Annotated in this window: 19 protein-coding genes; 14 read left to right on the top strand and 5 right to left on the bottom strand. The window is 33.3% G+C overall.

The window, feature by feature from the left end:
* Nucleotides 1-8: 8 nt before the first annotated feature.
* From QGM60_RS07080 to QGM60_RS07050, 7 genes are all read left to right on the top strand, one after another.
* Nucleotides 9-1,967: an AAA family ATPase gene (locus QGM60_RS07080; protein WP_281139544.1), complete on the top strand. Its 1,959-nt coding sequence runs from the start codon at nucleotides 9-11 to the stop codon at nucleotides 1,965-1,967.
* Between the two features lie 2 nt (nucleotides 1,968-1,969).
* Nucleotides 1,970-2,548, top strand: a complete 579-nt coding sequence (locus QGM60_RS07075) for an NUDIX domain-containing protein (RefSeq protein ID WP_281139543.1) — start codon at nucleotides 1,970-1,972, stop codon at nucleotides 2,546-2,548.
* A gap of 39 nt (nucleotides 2,549-2,587) precedes the next feature.
* On the top strand, nucleotides 2,588-3,823 hold the full coding sequence (locus QGM60_RS07070) for a DUF6638 family protein (RefSeq protein ID WP_281139542.1): 1,236 nt from the start codon (nucleotides 2,588-2,590) through the stop codon (nucleotides 3,821-3,823).
* Nucleotides 3,824-3,916: 93 nt separating this feature from the next.
* A complete protein-coding gene (locus QGM60_RS07065; protein ID WP_281139541.1) occupies nucleotides 3,917-4,459 on the top strand; it encodes a hypothetical protein in 543 nt (180 codons plus the stop codon).
* Nucleotides 4,460-4,595: 136 nt separating this feature from the next.
* The gene (locus QGM60_RS07060; protein WP_281139540.1) at nucleotides 4,596-6,293 is read left to right on the top strand and encodes a hypothetical protein; all 1,698 of its coding nucleotides are present in this window, start codon (nucleotides 4,596-4,598) and stop codon (nucleotides 6,291-6,293) included.
* Between the two features lie 13 nt (nucleotides 6,294-6,306).
* On the top strand, nucleotides 6,307-6,924 hold the full coding sequence (locus tag QGM60_RS07055) for a hypothetical protein (RefSeq protein WP_281139539.1): 618 nt from the start codon (nucleotides 6,307-6,309) through the stop codon (nucleotides 6,922-6,924).
* Between the two features lie 177 nt (nucleotides 6,925-7,101).
* Nucleotides 7,102-8,775, top strand: coding sequence for a SulP family inorganic anion transporter (locus QGM60_RS07050; RefSeq protein WP_281139538.1), 1,674 nt, complete (start codon nucleotides 7,102-7,104; stop codon nucleotides 8,773-8,775).
* Here QGM60_RS07050 and QGM60_RS07045 read toward each other — a convergent pair.
* The gene (locus QGM60_RS07045; protein WP_281139537.1) at nucleotides 8,753-9,217 is read right to left on the bottom strand and encodes a GNAT family N-acetyltransferase; all 465 of its coding nucleotides are present in this window, start codon (nucleotides 9,215-9,217) and stop codon (nucleotides 8,753-8,755) included. The genes QGM60_RS07050 and QGM60_RS07045 overlap by 23 nt on opposite strands.
* The gene (locus tag QGM60_RS07040) at nucleotides 9,207-10,226 is read right to left on the bottom strand and encodes a formimidoylglutamase (protein ID WP_281139536.1); all 1,020 of its coding nucleotides are present in this window, start codon (nucleotides 10,224-10,226) and stop codon (nucleotides 9,207-9,209) included. The genes QGM60_RS07045 and QGM60_RS07040 overlap by 11 nt, the downstream gene beginning before the upstream one ends.
* A 108-nt stretch (nucleotides 10,227-10,334) precedes the next feature.
* On the opposite strand from QGM60_RS07040, the gene QGM60_RS07035 reads away from it, so the two are divergent.
* Complete coding sequence (locus QGM60_RS07035) at nucleotides 10,335-11,222, top strand: chromosome partitioning protein ParA (RefSeq protein WP_281139535.1); 888 nt, start codon at nucleotides 10,335-10,337, stop codon at nucleotides 11,220-11,222.
* Between the two features lie 141 nt (nucleotides 11,223-11,363).
* Here the strand turns inward: QGM60_RS07035 and QGM60_RS07030 are convergent, their stop codons facing one another.
* The 3 genes from QGM60_RS07030 to fumC form a co-directional block, all read right to left on the bottom strand.
* Complete coding sequence (locus tag QGM60_RS07030; protein ID WP_281139534.1) at nucleotides 11,364-11,873, bottom strand: hypothetical protein; 510 nt, start codon at nucleotides 11,871-11,873, stop codon at nucleotides 11,364-11,366.
* 65 nt (nucleotides 11,874-11,938) lie between these two features.
* Nucleotides 11,939-13,177: an imidazolonepropionase gene (gene hutI, locus QGM60_RS07025; protein ID WP_281139533.1), complete on the bottom strand. Its 1,239-nt coding sequence runs from the start codon at nucleotides 13,175-13,177 to the stop codon at nucleotides 11,939-11,941.
* A 110-nt stretch (nucleotides 13,178-13,287) separates the two neighbouring features.
* The gene (fumC, locus tag QGM60_RS07020) at nucleotides 13,288-14,685 is read right to left on the bottom strand and encodes a class II fumarate hydratase (protein ID WP_281139532.1); all 1,398 of its coding nucleotides are present in this window, start codon (nucleotides 14,683-14,685) and stop codon (nucleotides 13,288-13,290) included.
* Between the two features lie 262 nt (nucleotides 14,686-14,947).
* On the opposite strand from fumC, the gene QGM60_RS07015 reads away from it, so the two are divergent.
* The 6 genes from QGM60_RS07015 (at nucleotide 14,948) to QGM60_RS06990 (ending at nucleotide 19,920) form a co-directional block, all read left to right on the top strand.
* Nucleotides 14,948-15,337, top strand: coding sequence for a hypothetical protein (locus tag QGM60_RS07015; protein ID WP_281139531.1), 390 nt, complete (start codon nucleotides 14,948-14,950; stop codon nucleotides 15,335-15,337).
* 165 nt (nucleotides 15,338-15,502) lie between these two features.
* A complete protein-coding gene (locus QGM60_RS07010; RefSeq protein WP_281139530.1) occupies nucleotides 15,503-17,347 on the top strand; it encodes an ATP-binding protein in 1,845 nt (614 codons plus the stop codon).
* 263 nt (nucleotides 17,348-17,610) lie between these two features.
* The gene (locus QGM60_RS07005; RefSeq protein WP_281139529.1) at nucleotides 17,611-18,069 is read left to right on the top strand and encodes a hypothetical protein; all 459 of its coding nucleotides are present in this window, start codon (nucleotides 17,611-17,613) and stop codon (nucleotides 18,067-18,069) included.
* Nucleotides 18,070-18,089: 20 nt separating this feature from the next.
* Complete coding sequence (locus QGM60_RS07000; RefSeq protein WP_281139528.1) at nucleotides 18,090-18,749, top strand: hypothetical protein; 660 nt, start codon at nucleotides 18,090-18,092, stop codon at nucleotides 18,747-18,749.
* A 29-nt stretch (nucleotides 18,750-18,778) separates the two neighbouring features.
* Nucleotides 18,779-19,360 (top strand): nuclear transport factor 2 family protein, encoded by a 582-nt coding sequence (locus tag QGM60_RS06995; protein ID WP_281139527.1) that lies wholly within the window; start codon nucleotides 18,779-18,781, stop codon nucleotides 19,358-19,360.
* Nucleotides 19,361-19,428: 68 nt separating this feature from the next.
* Complete coding sequence (locus tag QGM60_RS06990; RefSeq protein ID WP_281139526.1) at nucleotides 19,429-19,920, top strand: SgcJ/EcaC family oxidoreductase; 492 nt, start codon at nucleotides 19,429-19,431, stop codon at nucleotides 19,918-19,920.
* The last annotated feature ends 38 nt before the right edge of the window (nucleotides 19,921-19,958 follow it).

Genomic DNA, 19,958 nt, shown 5'->3' with positions numbered 1-19,958 from the left:
TCAAGATAATGCAACACAACTCAACTTTTCCTATAAAACAAAGTGAACTCGATATGCTTCGTGATGAAGCAACATCTTATTTGAAATCCATTCAATGGGAGCAGAGTCAACGTGCCAAAAATAGAGATAATGACGGTAAAGATGAATCCATATTACTTTACCTTTCTAGGGCAAATAATGGTAGTAGTGTTACGATAACTTCAGTTTCTAAAACCATATTAGCACTAAAGAAAAGGCTCTTACCAGAATCTGTGGCTTTGCCTGTGTTTTTAAACCAGACTCTATTTGCAGTACAAGAAGCTTTAACACTTGGTGTTTGGATAAAGGACAGTTACTATGATGCATCTGGTTTATCAAGTTTAAGCGAAAATAAATCTGCTTTAGATAGCTCAGGGAAACGTGAATATGAGAGTAAAATGCTCACCGCAACGGCCTTCATGCTTTTTGCAACGGCTTATAAAGTATTACATGATTTAAAACCCTATGCTTCGGACGATTTATCTGTAATGAAGCAGAAGTTTGCAGGAATTCCTGAAGTGTCCTTTTTGTCACCTCTAAAAGGTATTTCATGTCAACTGTTTTATTACGATAAATATTTAGGTCATCCTGAAATCATAAAAACAGATAAGGATGTTATAGATTTTACAGTAGTTTATTTTGAAGCTTTAATCGCTGAAATTCAATTAAGAAAAAGCACTTTAGAATACACGGAAACTATAGTTGACCGAACCTATAAATTGGAAAACTCTGATTTCGCAGTATCGGGTTGGGAAAATGTATTTCAAGGTACTGCTAAGAGTGTCGAATTTAATAAAATTCAATTCGAGCAAATCGTCGGTAACCGAGATGCTAAGCACTTTGCACGTCGTTTAACGGAGCGTATGTTGAGTTATGATTTTGAGGCAAAGAAAAATCCGTTTCAAGAGCTTGGTGGTTTTATGCCTGTTTTTATGGGTTATGGTATTCCTGGTACAGGTAAAAGTATGCTCATTGCTGCTATTGCCACACGTTTAAAGGAACACTGTGATAACTTAGATATTCCGTTTTTGTTTCATCCAATGCCAGATACGTTGATTAGTACTTTTCAAGGTGGTTCGGCCGAGAAAATGGTAGAGTGGATGAAACCTTTACAAGATCCTTCTAAATTGATTTTCGCACCAATTGATGATGCTGAGAATAATCTTCAAGAGCGTACTGCCCAAGGGGTTTCTGCTGGTGTAAAAGAAGTTATAGGTGTGTTTTTAAGATATACAGAAGGTGCCTACGCTGTTAATTATGGTAATAGTTCAATAGGCTTATTTACCAATTTGCCTGAGATGTTAGATAAAGCGGTAATCTCTCGTGTACAAGGAAGGTTTAAAATTGATGGCGCAAGAACGGAGCATGATTTCTTAGATCAAGATTATATCTGGTGGAGAAAACTTCAAAGTACAATGCCAGATTTTATAAATATGGATGATCCTGAAGTATATCAATATTTGTCAGACCAAGGTTTGGCAAAAAGTATGGGAGACATTCTCAATGCTGTTGAAAATCCGACAGAAGAACGTGTTCATGAAACTTTTGATAAAATTGAAAAGCTACATGAGACTAATGATCATATGTTTTATGCTGCATTATACACTGAAATTCAGAAAATATTCCCGTTTTTCTCATCAAGAGATGTTAGAAACATTCAATCTGCAATATCGTTACGATTAACGGATTTTGATTTGGAAGACGATTGGTTTGATAATCCTGATAAGTATTTCAAAAAGGATTATGACACTAAATTCAATATGTTGCAAGAATTAATGAAGTCCAACATGAAAGGGCTCAACTTTTCAGATATTAGACGACAAGAGGTGATTCGCTACTTGGATAATGTTGCTACAATTGCAGATACAGATTTCAAACGAAAGGTAGACGCACGAGTTAATCAAATGAATATTGAAACTGAAGCGAGAGAACAGTTTTCTAAAAAATAAGGATGCAAAAGCTAAAAAACATAACAAGAACAACACTTTCTAACGATTGGGCAACACTTCATCGAATAGACTATGATTATCAGTTTGAAGATGGTGAGTGGAGGCGATTGTCTCGAGAAACGTATAACAGAGGTAATGGTTCAGGAATCTTGTTGTACAATACTAAAAAATCCACAGTGATTCTCACCAAACAATTCAGAATGCCTGTTTATGACGTTAATAAAAATGAAGGTATGTCAATCGAAGTTTGTGCAGGAGCTATAGATAATAACGATTCTCCAAAAGCGACCATAATAAGAGAGGTTGAAGAAGAAGTTGGATATAGAATTAGTGACGCGACACAAGTACTGTCGGCTTACACATCTCCTGGTGCTTTAACCGAAAAAATGTATCTCTTTATTGCAGAATATACTGATGACATGAAAGTGAATGAAGGTGGTGGATTAGAAATTGAAAACGAAGATATTGAAGTATTAGAATTACCATTCAGTAAAGCCATTGAAATGGTGAAAAATGAAGAAATTATAGATGCAAAAACCATTATGTTATTGCAGTATGCTCAGATAAATAAAATAGTATAGTTGTCATTTCTGGTAAAGCAGGAATCTCAATCATAAAATATGAACAAACTAAAACAAGCAAATTTATATAGAAGTGAACTCATCCCAGTAAGTGGGAAATTGGTAGAGCGCTATAATAAATGTCTTAAAACCTTAGGGTTTTCAGAAACCAATCTTAAGTCTTTCTCAATAGATGGCTTGGGTTGGAGTCCTGAAGTTGCTGAGGAAAAACAGAATACACAATACCTTAATCATGGAGAAGCTAATCCTCATGGTATTATCATTTCTCCATTACAAAAAGGAAAACCTGTGTATTTGCCTTTTCACTCGTTTGATAAGGATATGATGCAACATATCTTTAAAACCCATGGACAAAAAATTAATGATATCACTAGGGATTCGGCTATTTGTATCGATTTTGATCAAGATATAGACGTGTTTTATGAACCTTTGGATATTCTTAAATACGAAGATATTAGTATCTCATTTCGACTGATAGATAATTTAGAAGAAAAGCAAAAGGAACAACTACAACTGGTTGATAAATTCAGAACAGGAAATAATTTTATAGATGAAGATCTTCATCAGCAAATATTAGATTCTGCCCAAAACTATGGTGATTTACGACATAGAGATCTAAACTTACATCCACTACATTTTTCAACCAACTCATTTTATACTAGAGCCTTTAAAGGTGTGTATGTGCTTAGGGATTTTATTACACCTATTGTAGTTTTTGAAGATTTGGAAGTGTATAGGCAAGCCATAAAAGATACGATTCATGATGTATTGATTTACCACATATCTCAACCAGAATTGATAGAAAAACTGAAAGATCATATCATAATTGAGTGTGATTTAGAATACATGGTAACCACACCAAATTATGATCGTATCAAGAAATTTGAAATGTCTAGTTTTTTGAAGGATACAGAACATCCAATTAAAGATATTTTGGATAGTAAATCTTTATTCAAGAGTTATCTCAATAAAATAGATATTGAAGCGCGGAAAAAAGTAATGGGAGTGGAGTTGTATTTAGAAAAACTAGAACGCAGTAATACCTACAAAATAGAGGATATGGTAGAGCAGTCTATGTATTTTGCACTGCACCAACCGCATTCGTCGTTAACCGCAGAGCATCGTGATTTAATTCATAAGTTGCTCATTAATATTGCACCGAAAGATGTTCTCTTTTTATACTGGTATGATAAAGAGCAGTTTTACAAGAGTTACGAGACTTGGAACGATTCATTTAGAGATTGGGTAATTGCGATTATTCGTAACAATATTTAATAATTTTAGACTAATTTTATAGAGACTGTCATTCCTTACGCGTCATGGAATGTATAAAAGAGGAAATTATATAAAATAGAAAAACTTACCATTATGGGCATAGATTTAGTCGTTTTTATTGTAGCAATATTATTCGGGATTTTCTTGTATTGGCGAGAATCCAATGGCAATGGAGCATATCGTTTTTTGAATAAAATAATGAATAGCAAAGAACTACAGATGCGTGCAGACAATCCAAAAGGGTTTGTTTACAAGCAATCCTTTTTACCACGATTGATTTTTGTGGTGACTTTAGTGTTAATTGCAGCACTCATTGTAGAATTTTTAACGCCATTGGCTGTATTTTCAAGTTATAATGGTATTTCTGCATTTGCGTCATTCGCTGCTGGGACATTGATTGGAACTTACCTAGCTAGTTTCGTTATAAAATCTTCTGAAGTTATAGAAGAGCAGAGCGAATCTTTAGAGGATAAGTTTGATAATGTTGTAGAAAAAGGCAAAGATTTTTTCGAAGAGCTTAAGAATAAAGATAATAAAGCGGTTGAAGAAGCTAAGAAAGAAATAGAAAACGAACCGAAACTAAAAACAGAGGAAAAATCGGCAAGAGAACGATTGAAAGATAAGGGGTTGATGTAGTAAAGCCCATCCTAAACTTCCCAAAGGGAAGGAAATGAAGCGACAATAAATAAAGTGTCTTGGACTGAAGCCAAGTATACTGTTAACAAAATAAATACCCAGTTTTCCCCTCTGGGGAATTAAAGGGGCTGATATCATGATAAAAAACTACTGGAACAAAGGCGCAAAACAAAAACGAATTACAGTTTTTGTAGTGCTATTATTGCTCATTCTCTTGTTCTTTTTTAGGGACGACTATCAACCTGTATTGTTATTTTTTAGAAAATACATCTTCGTTATTCTCTTAAGTCTTTTGGTTCTGATTTTTGGTTTACGAAAGTTCAGGAAAACAGCCAGTACAGGATCAAGATTAGGTATTCTTGGATTGTTGATTGTATTTTTTGGGGTTTTGTATTTCTTTGGGTGGAATCAAGGTTTGTACGATTACATGAAAACTTACAATGTATTCAATAATCTCAATAAAGTTGAAATCGATGATCTTCCTTTAACTCAAAACGAGCGTATTCAACCCTTACGAAACATATTTTCTATGGCTAATGAAAGTGTCGGTGAAACCAAAGATGTGTCCTTACCGCATTTGGTAAGAATAGGTACAGAAAACAAATGGACTATGGCTATTCAACCAAGTGAAAAATACGTCATGCAGCGTATCAGCGATAATACTGAAGAAGTGTTTTCGGTTAGTAGTACAACACCATTTCCGAGATTTTCAAATGAAAACAGAATTGAAGTCACCTTTTCAATAGGTGAGTCTTTGAAATTTAGCCGTAACACCTACAATGCAGTCGTACAACGTTTTAATCCTTGGATGCTTTTCAATTATGAACCAAGCGACACCTTTTACATGAAAAATGATGAAGGTAATTGGGTAGAAGTGGTGAGTTTAATCAAATGGAAAGGTTTCTTCTTTCCGTATCCTACGTTTGGTGGAGTTATGATTATTGAGAGTGGAGAGCATGATTTTAATGACTACATAGAGCGCATCACCATCGGAAAAGGAACATTTGTGAGTCCAAAAGACATAAAGAATTACAAGTTTTTACAGAAACAAAATACACTAGCAGAAGAGGTGTCTCAACTTCAAGCGGAATCTTTAAAGTTTTTAGGAGGTTTTAGTGATCCTTTACCTTGGAATATGGAAACTGCAGTTAAAATTCCGTTGATGCCAAAAGACCAAAACCAACAACCTTACGTCACCGATTTTGATTTTGCTGGTAGCAACTCTGATGCCTACAGCGGCTTATACCATTGGTTTGGTTTAGAGCCAGTAGGAGACGAGCGCACAAGTTTAAGCTACAGTGTATTTATTCCTGCTGACGGTACGGATAAATTATATTATTACGATCATGCCTCAAAAAAACAAGGCTATGCAGGCGTATCAGCCATGCCTCTTAAAGTAAAAGAATCTCGTAAAGAATACGATTGGAAAGCGAGCACACCAGTAGAGTTTAGGCCTTATGTAAAAGAAATAGCAGGTAGAAAGCGTCTATTTTTCTTAGGAACAATTTCGTCTATAAGTGATACCAACGCACAACAGTTTGATGGTTCTGCAACACCAGATTTAGTTTTGATAGACAGTGAATATCGTGATGTGATTTGGGTAGATGTAAAACATCCTAGCGGTTGGGACGAAACGGTTTATAACCAATTAAATGAAGCCTGGAGAGCGAGTGAAGGTATTGGTTATTACTACAAAGAAGTACCAAAAGATGAAGATATTTTAGAACAACAAATGGATTCTATAATGAGTATTCCTAGAGTAGAAGATAATTCCGAAAAAATAGAAGCTTTACAGCGTCAGTTAGATTCTTTAAAGGCTTTAAGTAATAATTAATTAAAATAAAAAAATGAAGAATTTTACTTTAATAATAATCTGTTTTGCATTTACATTGATGAGTTTTGCTCAAGATGAAAATATTAAAAGTAAGTTTAGTTATGGTCTCAATTTAGCTGTTGGTGGTGCCACGCTAGAAAATAATAAAGTAGGGCTGTTAAATGGAAATGTTTTTGCAATTCGATTCAATGTCGATTATGATTTTTCAGACAATGAAAAAACCAAGCTGCTTTCTGGTGTTGAGATTGTAGAGTTTAATTCAAGCTTTTTTAATGGTACGGATCAAAGTCGTTTAAAAAATGAATATTTACAAATTCCATTACGTTTGGTTCAAAGAGTGTCATTAGATAATGAACAAAAATTTAATCTTGTTACAAGCATAAGTGCTTATGGTAATTTTCTTTTACGTTCAAAAATAAATGATTTATCTAATGAGGTTGACACAAAAAGTGGTGGCGTTAATTTTGGTGTAGGTATTTCGTTTGGTACAGATTATGAAATAACTTCTAATACTCGAGTAAATATCTTATTTGATATTATGAATGAAACTAGTAGTATATCAAAGAATGGTTTTAGGCAAAAGCAAAAAGATATTTACCTATTAGGTATAGGGTTTATGACACGATTTTAGTTGTCATTATAGTTACTGAGTAACTATTGAGTTAGATGAGTAGATTTTGGGAAAGTCTATTCACTTACTTGAAAATTAAACATATATTAGTATTCATAATACTAGTTGTAGTATTACTAACGGTGCCATTTAATGAATTTTTTAAATGGTTAGCAACCATATAAATGAATAAATTTTATGATGTCTAAATATTATAATTTAAAATATTTAAAAGGAGATTTAACAGGTGGCTTAGTCGCAGGCGTTGTAGCCTTGCCATTGGCTTTAGCATTCGGTGTACAATCTGGTTTAGGTGCAATTGCAGGACTTTATGGCGCAATAGCTGTTGGTATTTTTGCTGCTATTTTTGGTGGTACAAGGACACAGGCTAGTGGGCCAACAGGTCCTATGACTGTGGTTTCGGCTGCTTTGGTTGCAGCTTCCATAGAGCTTACTGGGAGTTTAGAATCGGCGATGCCAATTATTATCCTTACGTTTTTAGCTGGTGGAGTTTTTCAGATCATTTTTGGTCTTATAAATATAGCTGGTTATGTGAAGTATTTTCCTTATCCAGTAGTATCGGGATTTATGAGTGGTGTTGGTCTTATCATTATTATTTTGCAATTGTTTCCTTTTGCAGGCTTAGGGTCTGAAAAATCAACATGGTTGGTGATGCAGGATTTACCTAGGTTGTTTACAGATTTTAATTGGCAGGCATTAACGCTAGGCGTTTTTACAGTTCTTGTGTATGTAGTATTTCCTTATATAACTAAGGCTATTCCAAGTGCTTTGGTGGCTTTGGTTTTAGCGTCAGTAGCAAGTTACTTTCTACAATGGGATGTGCCTATTATTGGTGAAATACCTTCAGGTTTACCAAGTTTACAAGTTTCGGGATTGTTCTCGGTTGACGCGAGTGCTTACGCTATAATTCTAGAGTATGCTCTAGTTTTAGCGGTATTAGGTTCTATAGATTCTTTGTTAACTTCTGTAATTGCTGATAACATGACTAAGACAAAGCATAATAGTAATAGAGAATTAATTGGTCAAGGTATCGGAAATTCAATAGCTGCAATTTTTGGGGGAATTCCAGGTGCAGGAGCAACAAAAGGAACTGTAATTAATATTAATTCTGGTGGTCGTACAAGATTATCGGGTGCTGTTCATGGCCTGTTTTTACTGGCAGTACTATTAGGTTTAGGTAAATTGGCGGCTTATATTCCTTTGTCGGTTTTAGCAGGTCTATTAATTCCTATAGCATTAAAAATTATTGATGTTAAGGGATTAAAACACCTATTAGTAGTTCCAAGAGCAGATGCTGTTGTTTTAATTATTGTATTGTTGATTACTACTTTCGGTAGTTTAATCCAAGCTGTTGGTATTGGTTTATTACTAGCATCTTTATTGTTTATGAAACGCTCTAGTGATATTGGTGAAAAAGGCATGGAAGTAGGAACAATTGCTGGTTTTGATGGAGAAAAACCATGGCAAGATGAAATTGAATTCTATGAAGAGTATAAAGACAAAGTTTACATAAAACATCTTTATGGACCATTGTTTTTTGGATTTACTTCTCACTTTCAAGATGAAATAAAAAATATACCAGAGCAGATTCAGGCATTAATTATAAGAATGGATCGTGTACCTTATATAGATCAGTCTGGACTGTATGCTATAGAGAATGCTGTTTTAGATTTGGAAAAAAGAGGAGTTCAGGTATTATTAACAGCAGTACAAGAGCAACCAAAAGACAAATTAGTATCCATTGATATTGTACCAGATTTAATTTCTGAAGCACATATTTTTGAGGAAATTAATGGTGCTTTTACTTATCTTAAAAACAATTTGAAATCTAAAACTTCAAAAACATCTTAATATCAGCACGTTCATAGGGATTGTCTTTTTCAAGTTCTAATTCTTTAAAACCATATTTTCTATAAAGGTAGATGGCATTTTCTAATTTGGTGTTAGAATAGAGTAGAAGTCCTTTTAATTCTTTGGTTTTACTAAAATCGATGCTGTGCTGTAATAATTGCTGGCCTATTTTCTGTCCGCGCATTTCAGGTGAAACAGCCATTTTCGTTAATTCTAAAACACCAATTTCTTCAGTTGGCATTAAGGCTACGGTGCCAACTACAATGTCATTTTTCATAGCAAAAAAGATATAACCTCCTTTATCTATAATATATTTATTAGGATGACTTAAAACCTCTTCGTCGTAAGGTTCTACATAAAAAAAGGTTTCTAGCCATTCAATATTTAATTCATAGAAATGCTTGGCATACTTGCTTTTGTAATCTATAATCTTAATTGCCATGCGCTCTTATAAAGTCAGTAATTAAATAGGTAATAAGTTTGCCAACCTTGGTTTCTGTTTTGCTTGTTGGTGCGGCTTCACAGATATGAAGATACATAGCATTTTTATCCTTCCCTAAATAATGCACAAATTGTCTGGCTTGTTTTACGCTAAAACCAGAAGGAGTCATAGCACTGCTAGGTATATTCTCTATAGCATCGCAATCTATTTCAATCCCAAAACATTTTTCAGAAACATGGTCTAATGCTGTTTTTAATTCAGCTTTAAAATCAGTTTCATTTCGTATTTCCATGGCATCATACGTATTGTAGTTTAGATATTTTATCTTCTTTAGCCCTTTAAATATATTATCTGAAGTATAATTTTCGTGTAGACCAAAAATGAAATAATTTTTTAAAAAACCTTCAGCAAACGCATAGCTAAACCCATTACCACTGTGTCTGCCTTCTTCAGCTCTGAAATCGGAATGCGCATCAAAGTTCACCACATTTATCTTGGTATTGCACGCAAGTGCAGAACCTTTTATGTTACCGTAAGCATTATTATGTCCACCACCAATAATTATAGGAATTTTACCAGCTTTTACGATAGAAGACACCACATGCGTAACATCCTTATCAATAGTTTCTACAAACGTTCTGGCTTTATTGATGTTTTTCTTCTTTTCTGAATCTAAAGTTGTTAGCGCTTCGCAGGCTTTTGAATAGTCTAAATGACCTAAAATAAGAATGCGTTTAGCATTTGTAAAGCTATTATCCTGAATATTTAACAAAACTTTTAGAGTAGCCTCAAAAGCTTTGTGAGCTCCAGTATTTCCGTGGTTTGCGTAAACTCCAATATCTTCTTTAATCCCAAAAATCACATAGTCAACGTCTAAATTAACGATATCATCGTATATGTTAGTGAGGTTAGGTATTAACTGAACGAGTTCTCCAAATTTTGATTCTCCTTTACGTTTCTTTAAAAGATGTTGTATGTCTTTTTCTGTAAATAGAGTGAAGTGTTGCATTTGGACGAAAAATTAAATTAAAATTAAAAGTACAGTTTTATTTAATTATTTTAATCTCGAATTAGTTTTTAAAACAAGAATTAACAATAACTTTAAAAAACACAATTTATGGAAAGTTCACAAAAAACTAGTACAGGACTTAAAGTTGGATTAGGAATCCTTTTAGTTCTTTTCTTAGGTACAGCATTTTATACTTCTAAGCTTTACAATGATAAACAAGAAACTGAAAAAGTATTAGTAGGAGAGAAGAAACAAATACAGCATGAGTTAGACAATATGCTCGTTCAATATGATGAAGCTATTGCAGAAAGCAAAGTGAAAAACCAAGATCTTATTGCAGCAAGAGAACGTATTCAAGGTTTAATGGATTCGCTTAAAGTATCTCAAACTAGCGTTAATAGCTTATGGAGATATAAAAAGAAATTTTTAGCACTTCAAGAAGAAATGGATGTGTTAATGAAAGAAAATGATAGACTTAAAGGTGAAAATGAATATTTAGCGTCATCTTTAGACAGTACTCAAGTACAGTTAGCTGAACGTACCATGTTCACAGATTCATTATTAGTTCAAAATACAGAGTTAGCAACAGTTGTTAAAGATGCATCAGCATTACAAACCGTAGGTTTAATTGGTATGGGTGTGATTGAAAGAAGTAGTGGTAAGCAAATCCCAACAGAAAGAGCAAGACGTAGTGATAAAATTAAAATCTGTTTTACAGTAGCTAAAAACACTATTGCAGAATCTGGTGATAAAGAATTATATGTACAAGTAATTGATCCTAAGAATAATATTTTAGGTTCTAACGATCAGTTACAATTTGATGATCAAGTATTAAACTACAGTTTAATCAGTAGATTCAACTACGAAAACAGAAACCTAAACATTTGTGAGTATATCTCAGCTGCAGACGACCAAAAGTTTGAAGAAGGTAGATATAAGATCAATGTTTTTAACGATAAAGAATTGATTTCTACTTCTGAATTCACAATGAAGTAAGGATTGATTGTTTGATTGATTGATAGCTAAAAAATCCGGAAGTATATCTTCCGGATTTTTTTGTTTATGATAATATGAGATTCAAATAGTCGTGCGTTGATCTAGTTGTGTCTGTATAAGATTTTTGGAGTATGAACTTATTTATTCTTTTTTAAAGTATCCTTTTTTTCCAATTCCAATCGTCCAAAAGTATTTACCTTCATCTGATTCAGGTATTGGTTCAGATTGTTCGTCTAGGATTGGAACTACTTGTCTCCAAACGGCTAAGTCAATTGAAGGAAATACATAAGAATATGGTATTTCGTTTTCATCTTTATCGAATTCTGAATTTGTAGTAAAAGAAATTTTTTCGATTAATTGTGGCGCTGGTGTTTTAAAAATTTCAATGTCATTCAAGTAAACTTCAATATATTCAGAGTCTTTTCCTGAAAATTCAATAAAATCTGCTCTATCTTCATTATCGAAGGTAATTTGAAGTTCATTTTTGTAATAGCCTATCTTAGCTGGGACAGGCAATGAGAAATCTCCATAATTAAATATAGATTTCTTTGAAGAGTATTCAGGTTTACCTAAAGCTAGTTGAATTTCTTCTCTTGTCTGACCAAATTTTACAACTCCTACACCAATATGTGGTTTTAATTTAAATCTCATAAAATTAGGATTAATCAACTTAGTCTTCTACAAGCTCAGACTAACAAATTCAGACTTTTTTTTTTTTACTTCAATAACTGACCGTTGATGACAATTTGATCTACAGGACTGTGTCCAAACTCATAAGGAATCTCACTGTAATGATTCATAGGTTTTGTAATGATAACATTGGCCTTTTTTCCTCTGGTAATACTACCATACATATTACTGATTCCCATAGCATAAGCGCCATTTATTGTTGCAGCATTGATAGCTTCTTCAGGTGTTAGCTTCATTTTTACACAAGCTGAACCTACTACAAAATTCATATTACCACTAGGAGAGGAGCCAGGATTAAAATCTGTAGCAATCGCCAAAGGTAAACCTGCATCAATAATTTCTCTACCTTTAGTATAAGGAATACCTAGAAAGAACGAACAACCTGGAAGTCCCACAGGCATAGTGTCACTCTCTTTTAAAGCTTCAATATCGTTATCATCTAATTCTTCGAGATGATCTACAGAAAGGGCATTGTATTTTACACCTAAAGCAACACCACCAAGAATATTAAACTGATTAACGTGTAATTTTGGACGTAAACCATGGGTCTCAGCTGCTTTTAAAATGGCTTCGGTATCTTCAATATCAAAATAGCCTTCTTCACAGAAGACATCAATATAATGAGAGATGTTCAACTCTGAAGCTTGTGGAATAAGTTCTTCCGTAATCAATTTGATATAGGCTTTTTTATCTTTCTTGTATGCTTCTGGAATAGCATGAGCCGCTAATAAGGTTGGGATAATAACCGCTAAACTGTCTTGCTTGATACGCTTAATCACACGAAGCATTTTTAATTCCGCTTCAACAGATAAGCCATAACCAGTTTTGATTTCTATAGCACCTGTTCCCATTTTTATAAGCTCATCTACACGTTTTATGGATTGTTCGTATAAATCGTCTTCAGAAGTGTCTTCAAGAAGTTTAGCTGAATTCAAAATACCTCCACCTTTATTGGCAATATCTGCATAAGTCAAACCATTGATTCTATCTACAAATTCCGATGTTCGGTTACCAGCATAAACCGTGTGTGTATGCGAATCGCACCACGACGGTAACACTAATTTTCCGGTAGCATCAATAACCGTTTCGGCATCAAAACCTTCGCAATCGTCCATAGTGCCATATTCAATAATGGTATCGTGTTCTATATAGAGGTAAGCGTTTTCTAATACAGGAAGGTTTTTCATTTCCTTTCCTTTTACAATCGTGACGTTATGATCGTAAACTTGTACAAGTTGTTTTATGTTAGTTATTAGTATAGACATCTTAGTTGGTTTTATGTAAATATTGTCATTTTTTCGAACAAAAAAAAACGCTAGTTTAATTTTACTAGCGTTTTTAAATTATTTGTGTGGTAATGGTTTGAAAATGAAACTTATTTCAAACTTCCTACCATATCTTCTGGTTTTACCCATTCGTCATAATCTTCAGCAGAAACATAACCTAAGTTAATAGCCTCTTCACGAAGTGTAGTGCCATTTTTATGTGCTGTATTTGCAATTTCAGCAGCTTTGTAATAGCCTATTTTTGTGTTAAGTGCGGTAACTAACATCAATGAATTATTTAATAAAGTCTTAATAACATCATGGTTAGGTTCTATACCACTAGCACAGTTTTCATCAAAGCTAACACAAGCATCACCAATAAGCTGTGCGGATTGTAAAATGTTAGCAGCCATCATAGGTTTAAAAACATTAAGTTCGTAATGACCTTGTGTACCACCAACTGTTACGGCAACATCATTACCCATTACTTGAGCGCAAACCATAGTCATCGCTTCACACTGTGTAGGGTTTACTTTTCCTGGCATAATAGAACTTCCTGGTTCGTTAGCAGGAATAATAATTTCACCAATACCTGAACGCGGACCAGAAGCCATCATTCTAATATCGTTAGCAATTTTATTCAACGACACTGCTAATTGTTTTAAAGCACCATGTGTTTCTACAATAGCGTCGTGTGCTGCAAGAGCTTCAAATTTATTTTCTGCCGTTACAAATGGTAATTCTGTAAACTCAGCAATATATTTTGCGACCAAAACATCGTAACCTTCTGGTGTGTTAAGTCCTGTACCAACAGCAGTACCACCTAAAGCCAATTGACTTAAATGTGGTAAGCTATGTTCTAAAGCTTTAATACCATGATCTAGTTGAGCCACATAACCTGAAAATTCCTGACCCAAAGTTAGAGGTGTAGCATCCATAAGGTGTGTACGACCAATTTTCACCACATCTTTAAACTCTAAAGCTTTTTTGTGTAGTGTGTTGCGTAACTGAATAACACCAGGAATAGTTGTTTCTACCACTTTTTTGTAAGCAGCAATATGCATACCAGTAGGGAAGGTGTCGTTAGACGATTGTGATTTGTTAACATCATCATTTGGCTGAATGGTTTTTTCACCTTCGCCAATAACTTTACCAGCAATTTGATGCGCACGGTTAGCCACCACCTCATTAACGTTCATGTTACTTTGCGTACCAGAACCCGTTTGCCAAATTACTAAAGGAAACTGATCATTATGTTTGCCTTCTAAAATCTCATCACAAACCTGAGCGATTAAATCGCGTTTTTCTTTAGACAATACCTCAAGCTCGCAGTTGGTATAAGCCGCTGCTTTTTTAAGATATGCAAAGCCATACACAATCTCTAAAGGCATAGAAGCTGCAGGCCCAATTTTAAAGTTATTACGAGAACGCTCTGTCTGTGCGCCCCAAAGTTTATCGGCAGGTACTTTTACCTCACCCATAGTGTCTTTTTCTATTCTATAAGTCATTGTATTGTGATTTTTTATAAAGCACTACAAAATTACAGATTTTGTAGAAGAGGTACTATAAATCCTAGGGTTTTATTTATGGTAAAAGTTGAGGGTTTAGCCTGCGTTTTAACCTTAAATATTTGTTTTTTAACGATATACGTAACTTTACGTATAGTTTGGTTGATTTTGAAGGTGTATATTGAAGCATTAAACCTATAAGTTGGATATAGTTAATGAGTATATCCAGTTGTTGTGTACAATATCCACAGAACGCTGAAAAATGAGAAAAATATTGATTTTAATATCAACCTTTTTACCTCTGACTTTACTCGGACAACACTTAAAATGTTGTGAAACTGAAAAAGAAGTAGAATCATATTTGAGTGGAAAATGGAAAATAAAAAATTCGGACTCAAAAACTGTTTATCATTATTGGTTTGAGAATGGAAAAGGAAATTTAGAAGACTTTGAACCAGCCGAAAATGGAGAGGAAATAATTATTGAGGACAATCACTCATTCGTGGAAATAATAAAATACGAAAACGGATTTAAACTCAAATACACATATCTATACGGAAACTGGATTTCGGAATTGAAATACTTGAACTCTAAAAAATTGATTTTAATAACAGACGGAGAAGAAACTGAATATTATAAAATTGCGGAATAAAAATACTGTACACAACACTGGCTATAATCCATTGCTACATATGGCTAAAACAGAAAATATAGTAACTTTAAACACTATGATTCCTACTCGGAAAATCCTGCGGATTTTACTCGCAACGGAATCATAGCCAAACACGTTGTGCGTCAGCTGAAAAAAAAGAAAAAGATGAAAATAGCAAGTTTAACAATTGAAAATTTTAGAGGTTATCGAAATGCTACTAAAATTTCATTCAATGATTTAACTGTTTTAATTGGTAAAAATGATATAGGAAAATCGACTATTTTAGAAGCTCTTGACATCTTTTTTGAAAATAGAAAGTTAGACTCTGATGATGTAAATATAAATGCAAGAGAAAACAAAGAAACTGTAAAACTATCAGTTGAATTCTCTAATCTACCTCAAGAGATAGATTTAGATGCGGGTGCTATAACTGACTTAAAAAGTGAATACCTTTTGAATTCTGACAATTTCTTAGAAATTAAAAAAGACTTCACCGCTCTTACAAAACCCAAAACTTACATTGTTTGTAACCATCCAAATAATGAAAAAGGAAATGACTTACACAGCCTTAAAATAAAAGAACTTCAGGACAGAATTAAGAAGTTAAATTTAAACGGCGATTTTAAGGCAAATGTAAAAAATGAAATAAGAAAAGCTATTTGGAATAGTTTTGCAGACAACATTAAACTTTCAACTGCTGAAATTGAAATAAGTCAGGATGGTGTAAAAGATATTTGGAATAAAATATCACCACAACTACCTTTATATGCCTTATTTCAAAGTGATAGAAAAAATGACGAAAAAGATAAGGAAATACAAGACCCATTAAAATTTGCAGCTGAACAAGCTTTAAAAAAGCATACAGAAGCTCTTAATAAAATTAAAAAAGAGGTAGAAAAGGAAATATCAGAGATAGCAAATCTTACAATTGAGAAGTTAAAAGAAATGAATCCGGAAGTAGCTTCTCAACTTTCAACTAATTTTCCAACCGAATTAAAATGGGCGAATCTGTTTTCACCTACTCTTACAAGTGATGAAATTCCTATGAATAAAAGAGGAAGCGGTGTGCGACGTTTGTTACTTATAAATTTCTTTCGTGCAGAAGCGGAACGAAAGAAAAATGCTAAAAATATACCAAGTGTAATTTATGCAATAGAAGAACCTGAAACATCTCAGCATCCAGACTGGCAGATTAAATTAATAGAAGCATTGTCTCAAATTTCAGAAAGTGGCTCTTCCCAAGTAATTACAACAACACATAGTCCAGCTTTAGCTAGTTTAATAGCTGTAGAGAATTTACGATTTGTGCATAAAGAAAATGGAAACAACTTTATAGAAGTTGGAAACAATGGAAACTTAGAAAAAATAGCTTCAACTTTGGGTGTTTTACCTTCGGTAGAAAAAAACACAGATAAAGTCAAAGCTTTTCTATGTTTAGAAGGACCAACAGATATTATGTTTTTTAATAATATTTCCTCGTTGTTTGATATTGATTTAGTTAATGATGATAGAATTGTCACAATTAGCCTAGGTGGTGGAACTTTGGGACATTGGGTGACAAATAATTATTTAAAAAAACTAAATAAAACTGAAATTCACATCTACGATAAAGACGAGGATTTAAAATACAAAGACTTTGTAGATGAAGTAAACAACAGAGGATTAAATCATTATGCAACCCTTACGAACAAAAGGGAAATAGAAAACTATTATCACGAAAGTATCATAATTCCAAGTTTTGCTGATTCAGACGGTTTCTCTATATCTATTACAGTAGATGATGATTCAGATATTCCTACTTCCATTGCAAAATTGAGACACTCAAAAAGGCAACCCGATAAACCGTGGGAAGAACAATCAAAAAATTATAGAGATAGATGCTCTAGTTTTGTAAAAAAACATCTAAATAGTAAGATTTCTTGTGAGATTACGATAGATATTTTAAAAGAAAGAAACGCATTTGAAGAAATTAAATCTTGGTTTGATAAAATTAAAGAAAGAATAGAATAAAGACGAACGCATAACAATAGCTATAAGTAATTACTGGTTCTTGCCTACTTCTGAAAATCCTCATGGATTTAAAACGTTTTAATTAAAACAAGCAAAAAATATGATTCTTTAAAATCACTTTTAAGACCTTACATAACAATTAAAACCAAATGTAATAATGTTTATTATCAAGGCTTTATGTATCTTTGCAAAAGAAATGAGCTTATGCGTTTTACAATTAATGCATAGGCTTAAATTATTATGGATAGCTAAGCCATTGTGGGATGAAAAAAATAATGATTTTGGTAGGTATACTGTTAGTATCGTGCCAAAATAAAAACACTTCAGTTACTGAAGATTTAAAGTTGGAATTTGAGAAAGTAGCTAAAGAATTTCAACAAAATTATATAGAAGGATCAGATCATTGTAAATATATCATAAGGTCTGTTGATAAAGAAGCTCAAATATCAGAAATTCAGTTTGGGCAACCTAAAGTTCTCATTTCGTATGAGCAATTAGCAGAGTTTTGTCCACAATTATCTAAAAAGATCGTTGTAGATATGACAAGCCAACAACGACTACTTACCCCAAGTCTAGGTTACGATTATGTAAGGATGACCTACCTAAGAGAAAGTCATGGAGACACTGTTCAGAGAATTAGTTCAAGAATCTGGAGGGTAACCAAAGGTACTTGGAAGATTATTCAAATTGACAATTCGTTGAGCAAGGTTTGTGATGATTGATTTATAAAAAATAATTCAATATGAAATATATTACAAAAGCTGAATTTAGATATGGTGGTATTCTGCTGAGTCTTGGTGCGCTCATAACAATAATCTGCATTCTCTTAGAGGTAAATGCTGGTTGGGCATCATTAGTTGTAGAAATAAAAAGAACGGATTATGAAGCTGGTAAATTTTTATATGATAATTGGGATGTGATGAGTTCAATCTGGAATTGGTCGTTATTTGGTAATGTGTTTTTTGCCATTTCATCTTCTCTCTTATTTAAGGATTCAAGAACTGCAGGAAGTTTTCCTTTGAGCTTATTATGGGTTGTAAATTTTATAGGAAGCTTAGTACTTATATTGTCTTTTGCTATAAGTATTGGAAGTTACCATACTACACTGAGTGTCATAGATAGTCAACCATATTTGTTTGAGTCAATTAGAGGAACTCCTTTGTATCTTTTTAATATTGGAGCATTATTTCAGTTAAGTGTATTAATTATTTATTTTCAGCAAGGATTTAGTAAACAAGGTATTGTGCCTAAGGTTTATGCAATTGTTATGATACTTTTAATTGTAGCTTTATTTTTATTGGTGTTTTTTGGTGTTGTATCGTTTACAGTATTTGCAGTAGCTTGTTTTTTGGTGCCTTTATTATTAGGCATATTTTATTATAAGGAAGGTTTGTCTAAGTAGTAAAATTTTTAACTATAAAATCATAGATTATGAAACCAACATTATTGCTTTTGGCATTATTGCCCCTGCCTTTTATTACCTATTCTCAAGGAGATAGTTTACAGCCACCCAACTTACAGAATAGAAATAAAGACATAGCTTGGAACTTTTATAAAGATCTTTGGTTTACCAATAATACAGATAAGTATGTAGACTATGTAGCCGAAGAATATGTTGTGCATGATATTGGTGATAGAAAAGATGTGGTAGAACCAGCTATAGAACAAAAAATAACAGCAGATCGTTTTTGGGATAATGGCTCTTGGGATTCAAAGATCAATTATCAAATTGCTGAAGGTGATTTGGTAGCAACAAGATGGGAAGCAACATATAAGCCATCAACATTTTTAGGAAAGGTGGTTTTTGGTTCGGGAACCATTCCTATAATCAATGTGTTTAGGTTTAATGAGGAAGGAAAGATTGTAGAAATATGGAACCACAGACATGATATTGATACCAACCAAACCATGAGATTCACCATAAAAGGATTATTGATAGGTCTTTTAATGGCTTTAATTCCGACTATTATAGCTATTCGTTTAAAAAAGAAATTACGAGCTGCTCGGAAATAGTAAAAACTAAATAAGTTTTCAAAAAGACTTATTTCTTGTGATACGTCTAATTTTTTAAAATCAATATCATGCAAAAGTTAACTTTTTTAATGGTTATGGTATTTGGCTTTATTGTGTCTTGCAATGAATCACCAGACACCTCCAATAGAACAGAAGATATTATTGCTATAAAGCAAAATATAGAAGATTATGATCAAGGTTGGGATGCTAAGGATTTAGAAACCGTCTTAAAAGGGTATTCTAATGATATCGATTGGACCAATGCCTTTGGCGATAGAGTACAAGGTAAAGAAGAGTTACGGGAATTATTGGAAATTATTTTCAGTCTTGATTTTGTGATGTCTGGTAAAAACAATTACAAACGACCAGACATTAATTTTCTAACCAATGAGATTGCGTTGGTACGTTCTACAAACATTAGAACAGGACAGCAATGGCCAGATGGCAGCGCTATGAATGATAGAGTTATAAATCATCTCAGAGTATTTGAAAAAAGAGATGACACATGGCTTTGCATTAATCATATGATTAGTCAAGCTCATGATAAAGAGGGGAATTGAGTTTTACTGTTTTAAATTTCTATATTTAGATGTTTAAT

The sequence above is a fragment of the Winogradskyella sp. SYSU M77433 genome (assembly GCF_029911945.1).
Lineage (GTDB): Bacteria > Bacteroidota > Bacteroidia > Flavobacteriales > Flavobacteriaceae > Winogradskyella.
Note: the sequence above shows the minus strand (reverse complement) of the source record. Positions and strands in the feature narration are given on the sequence as shown.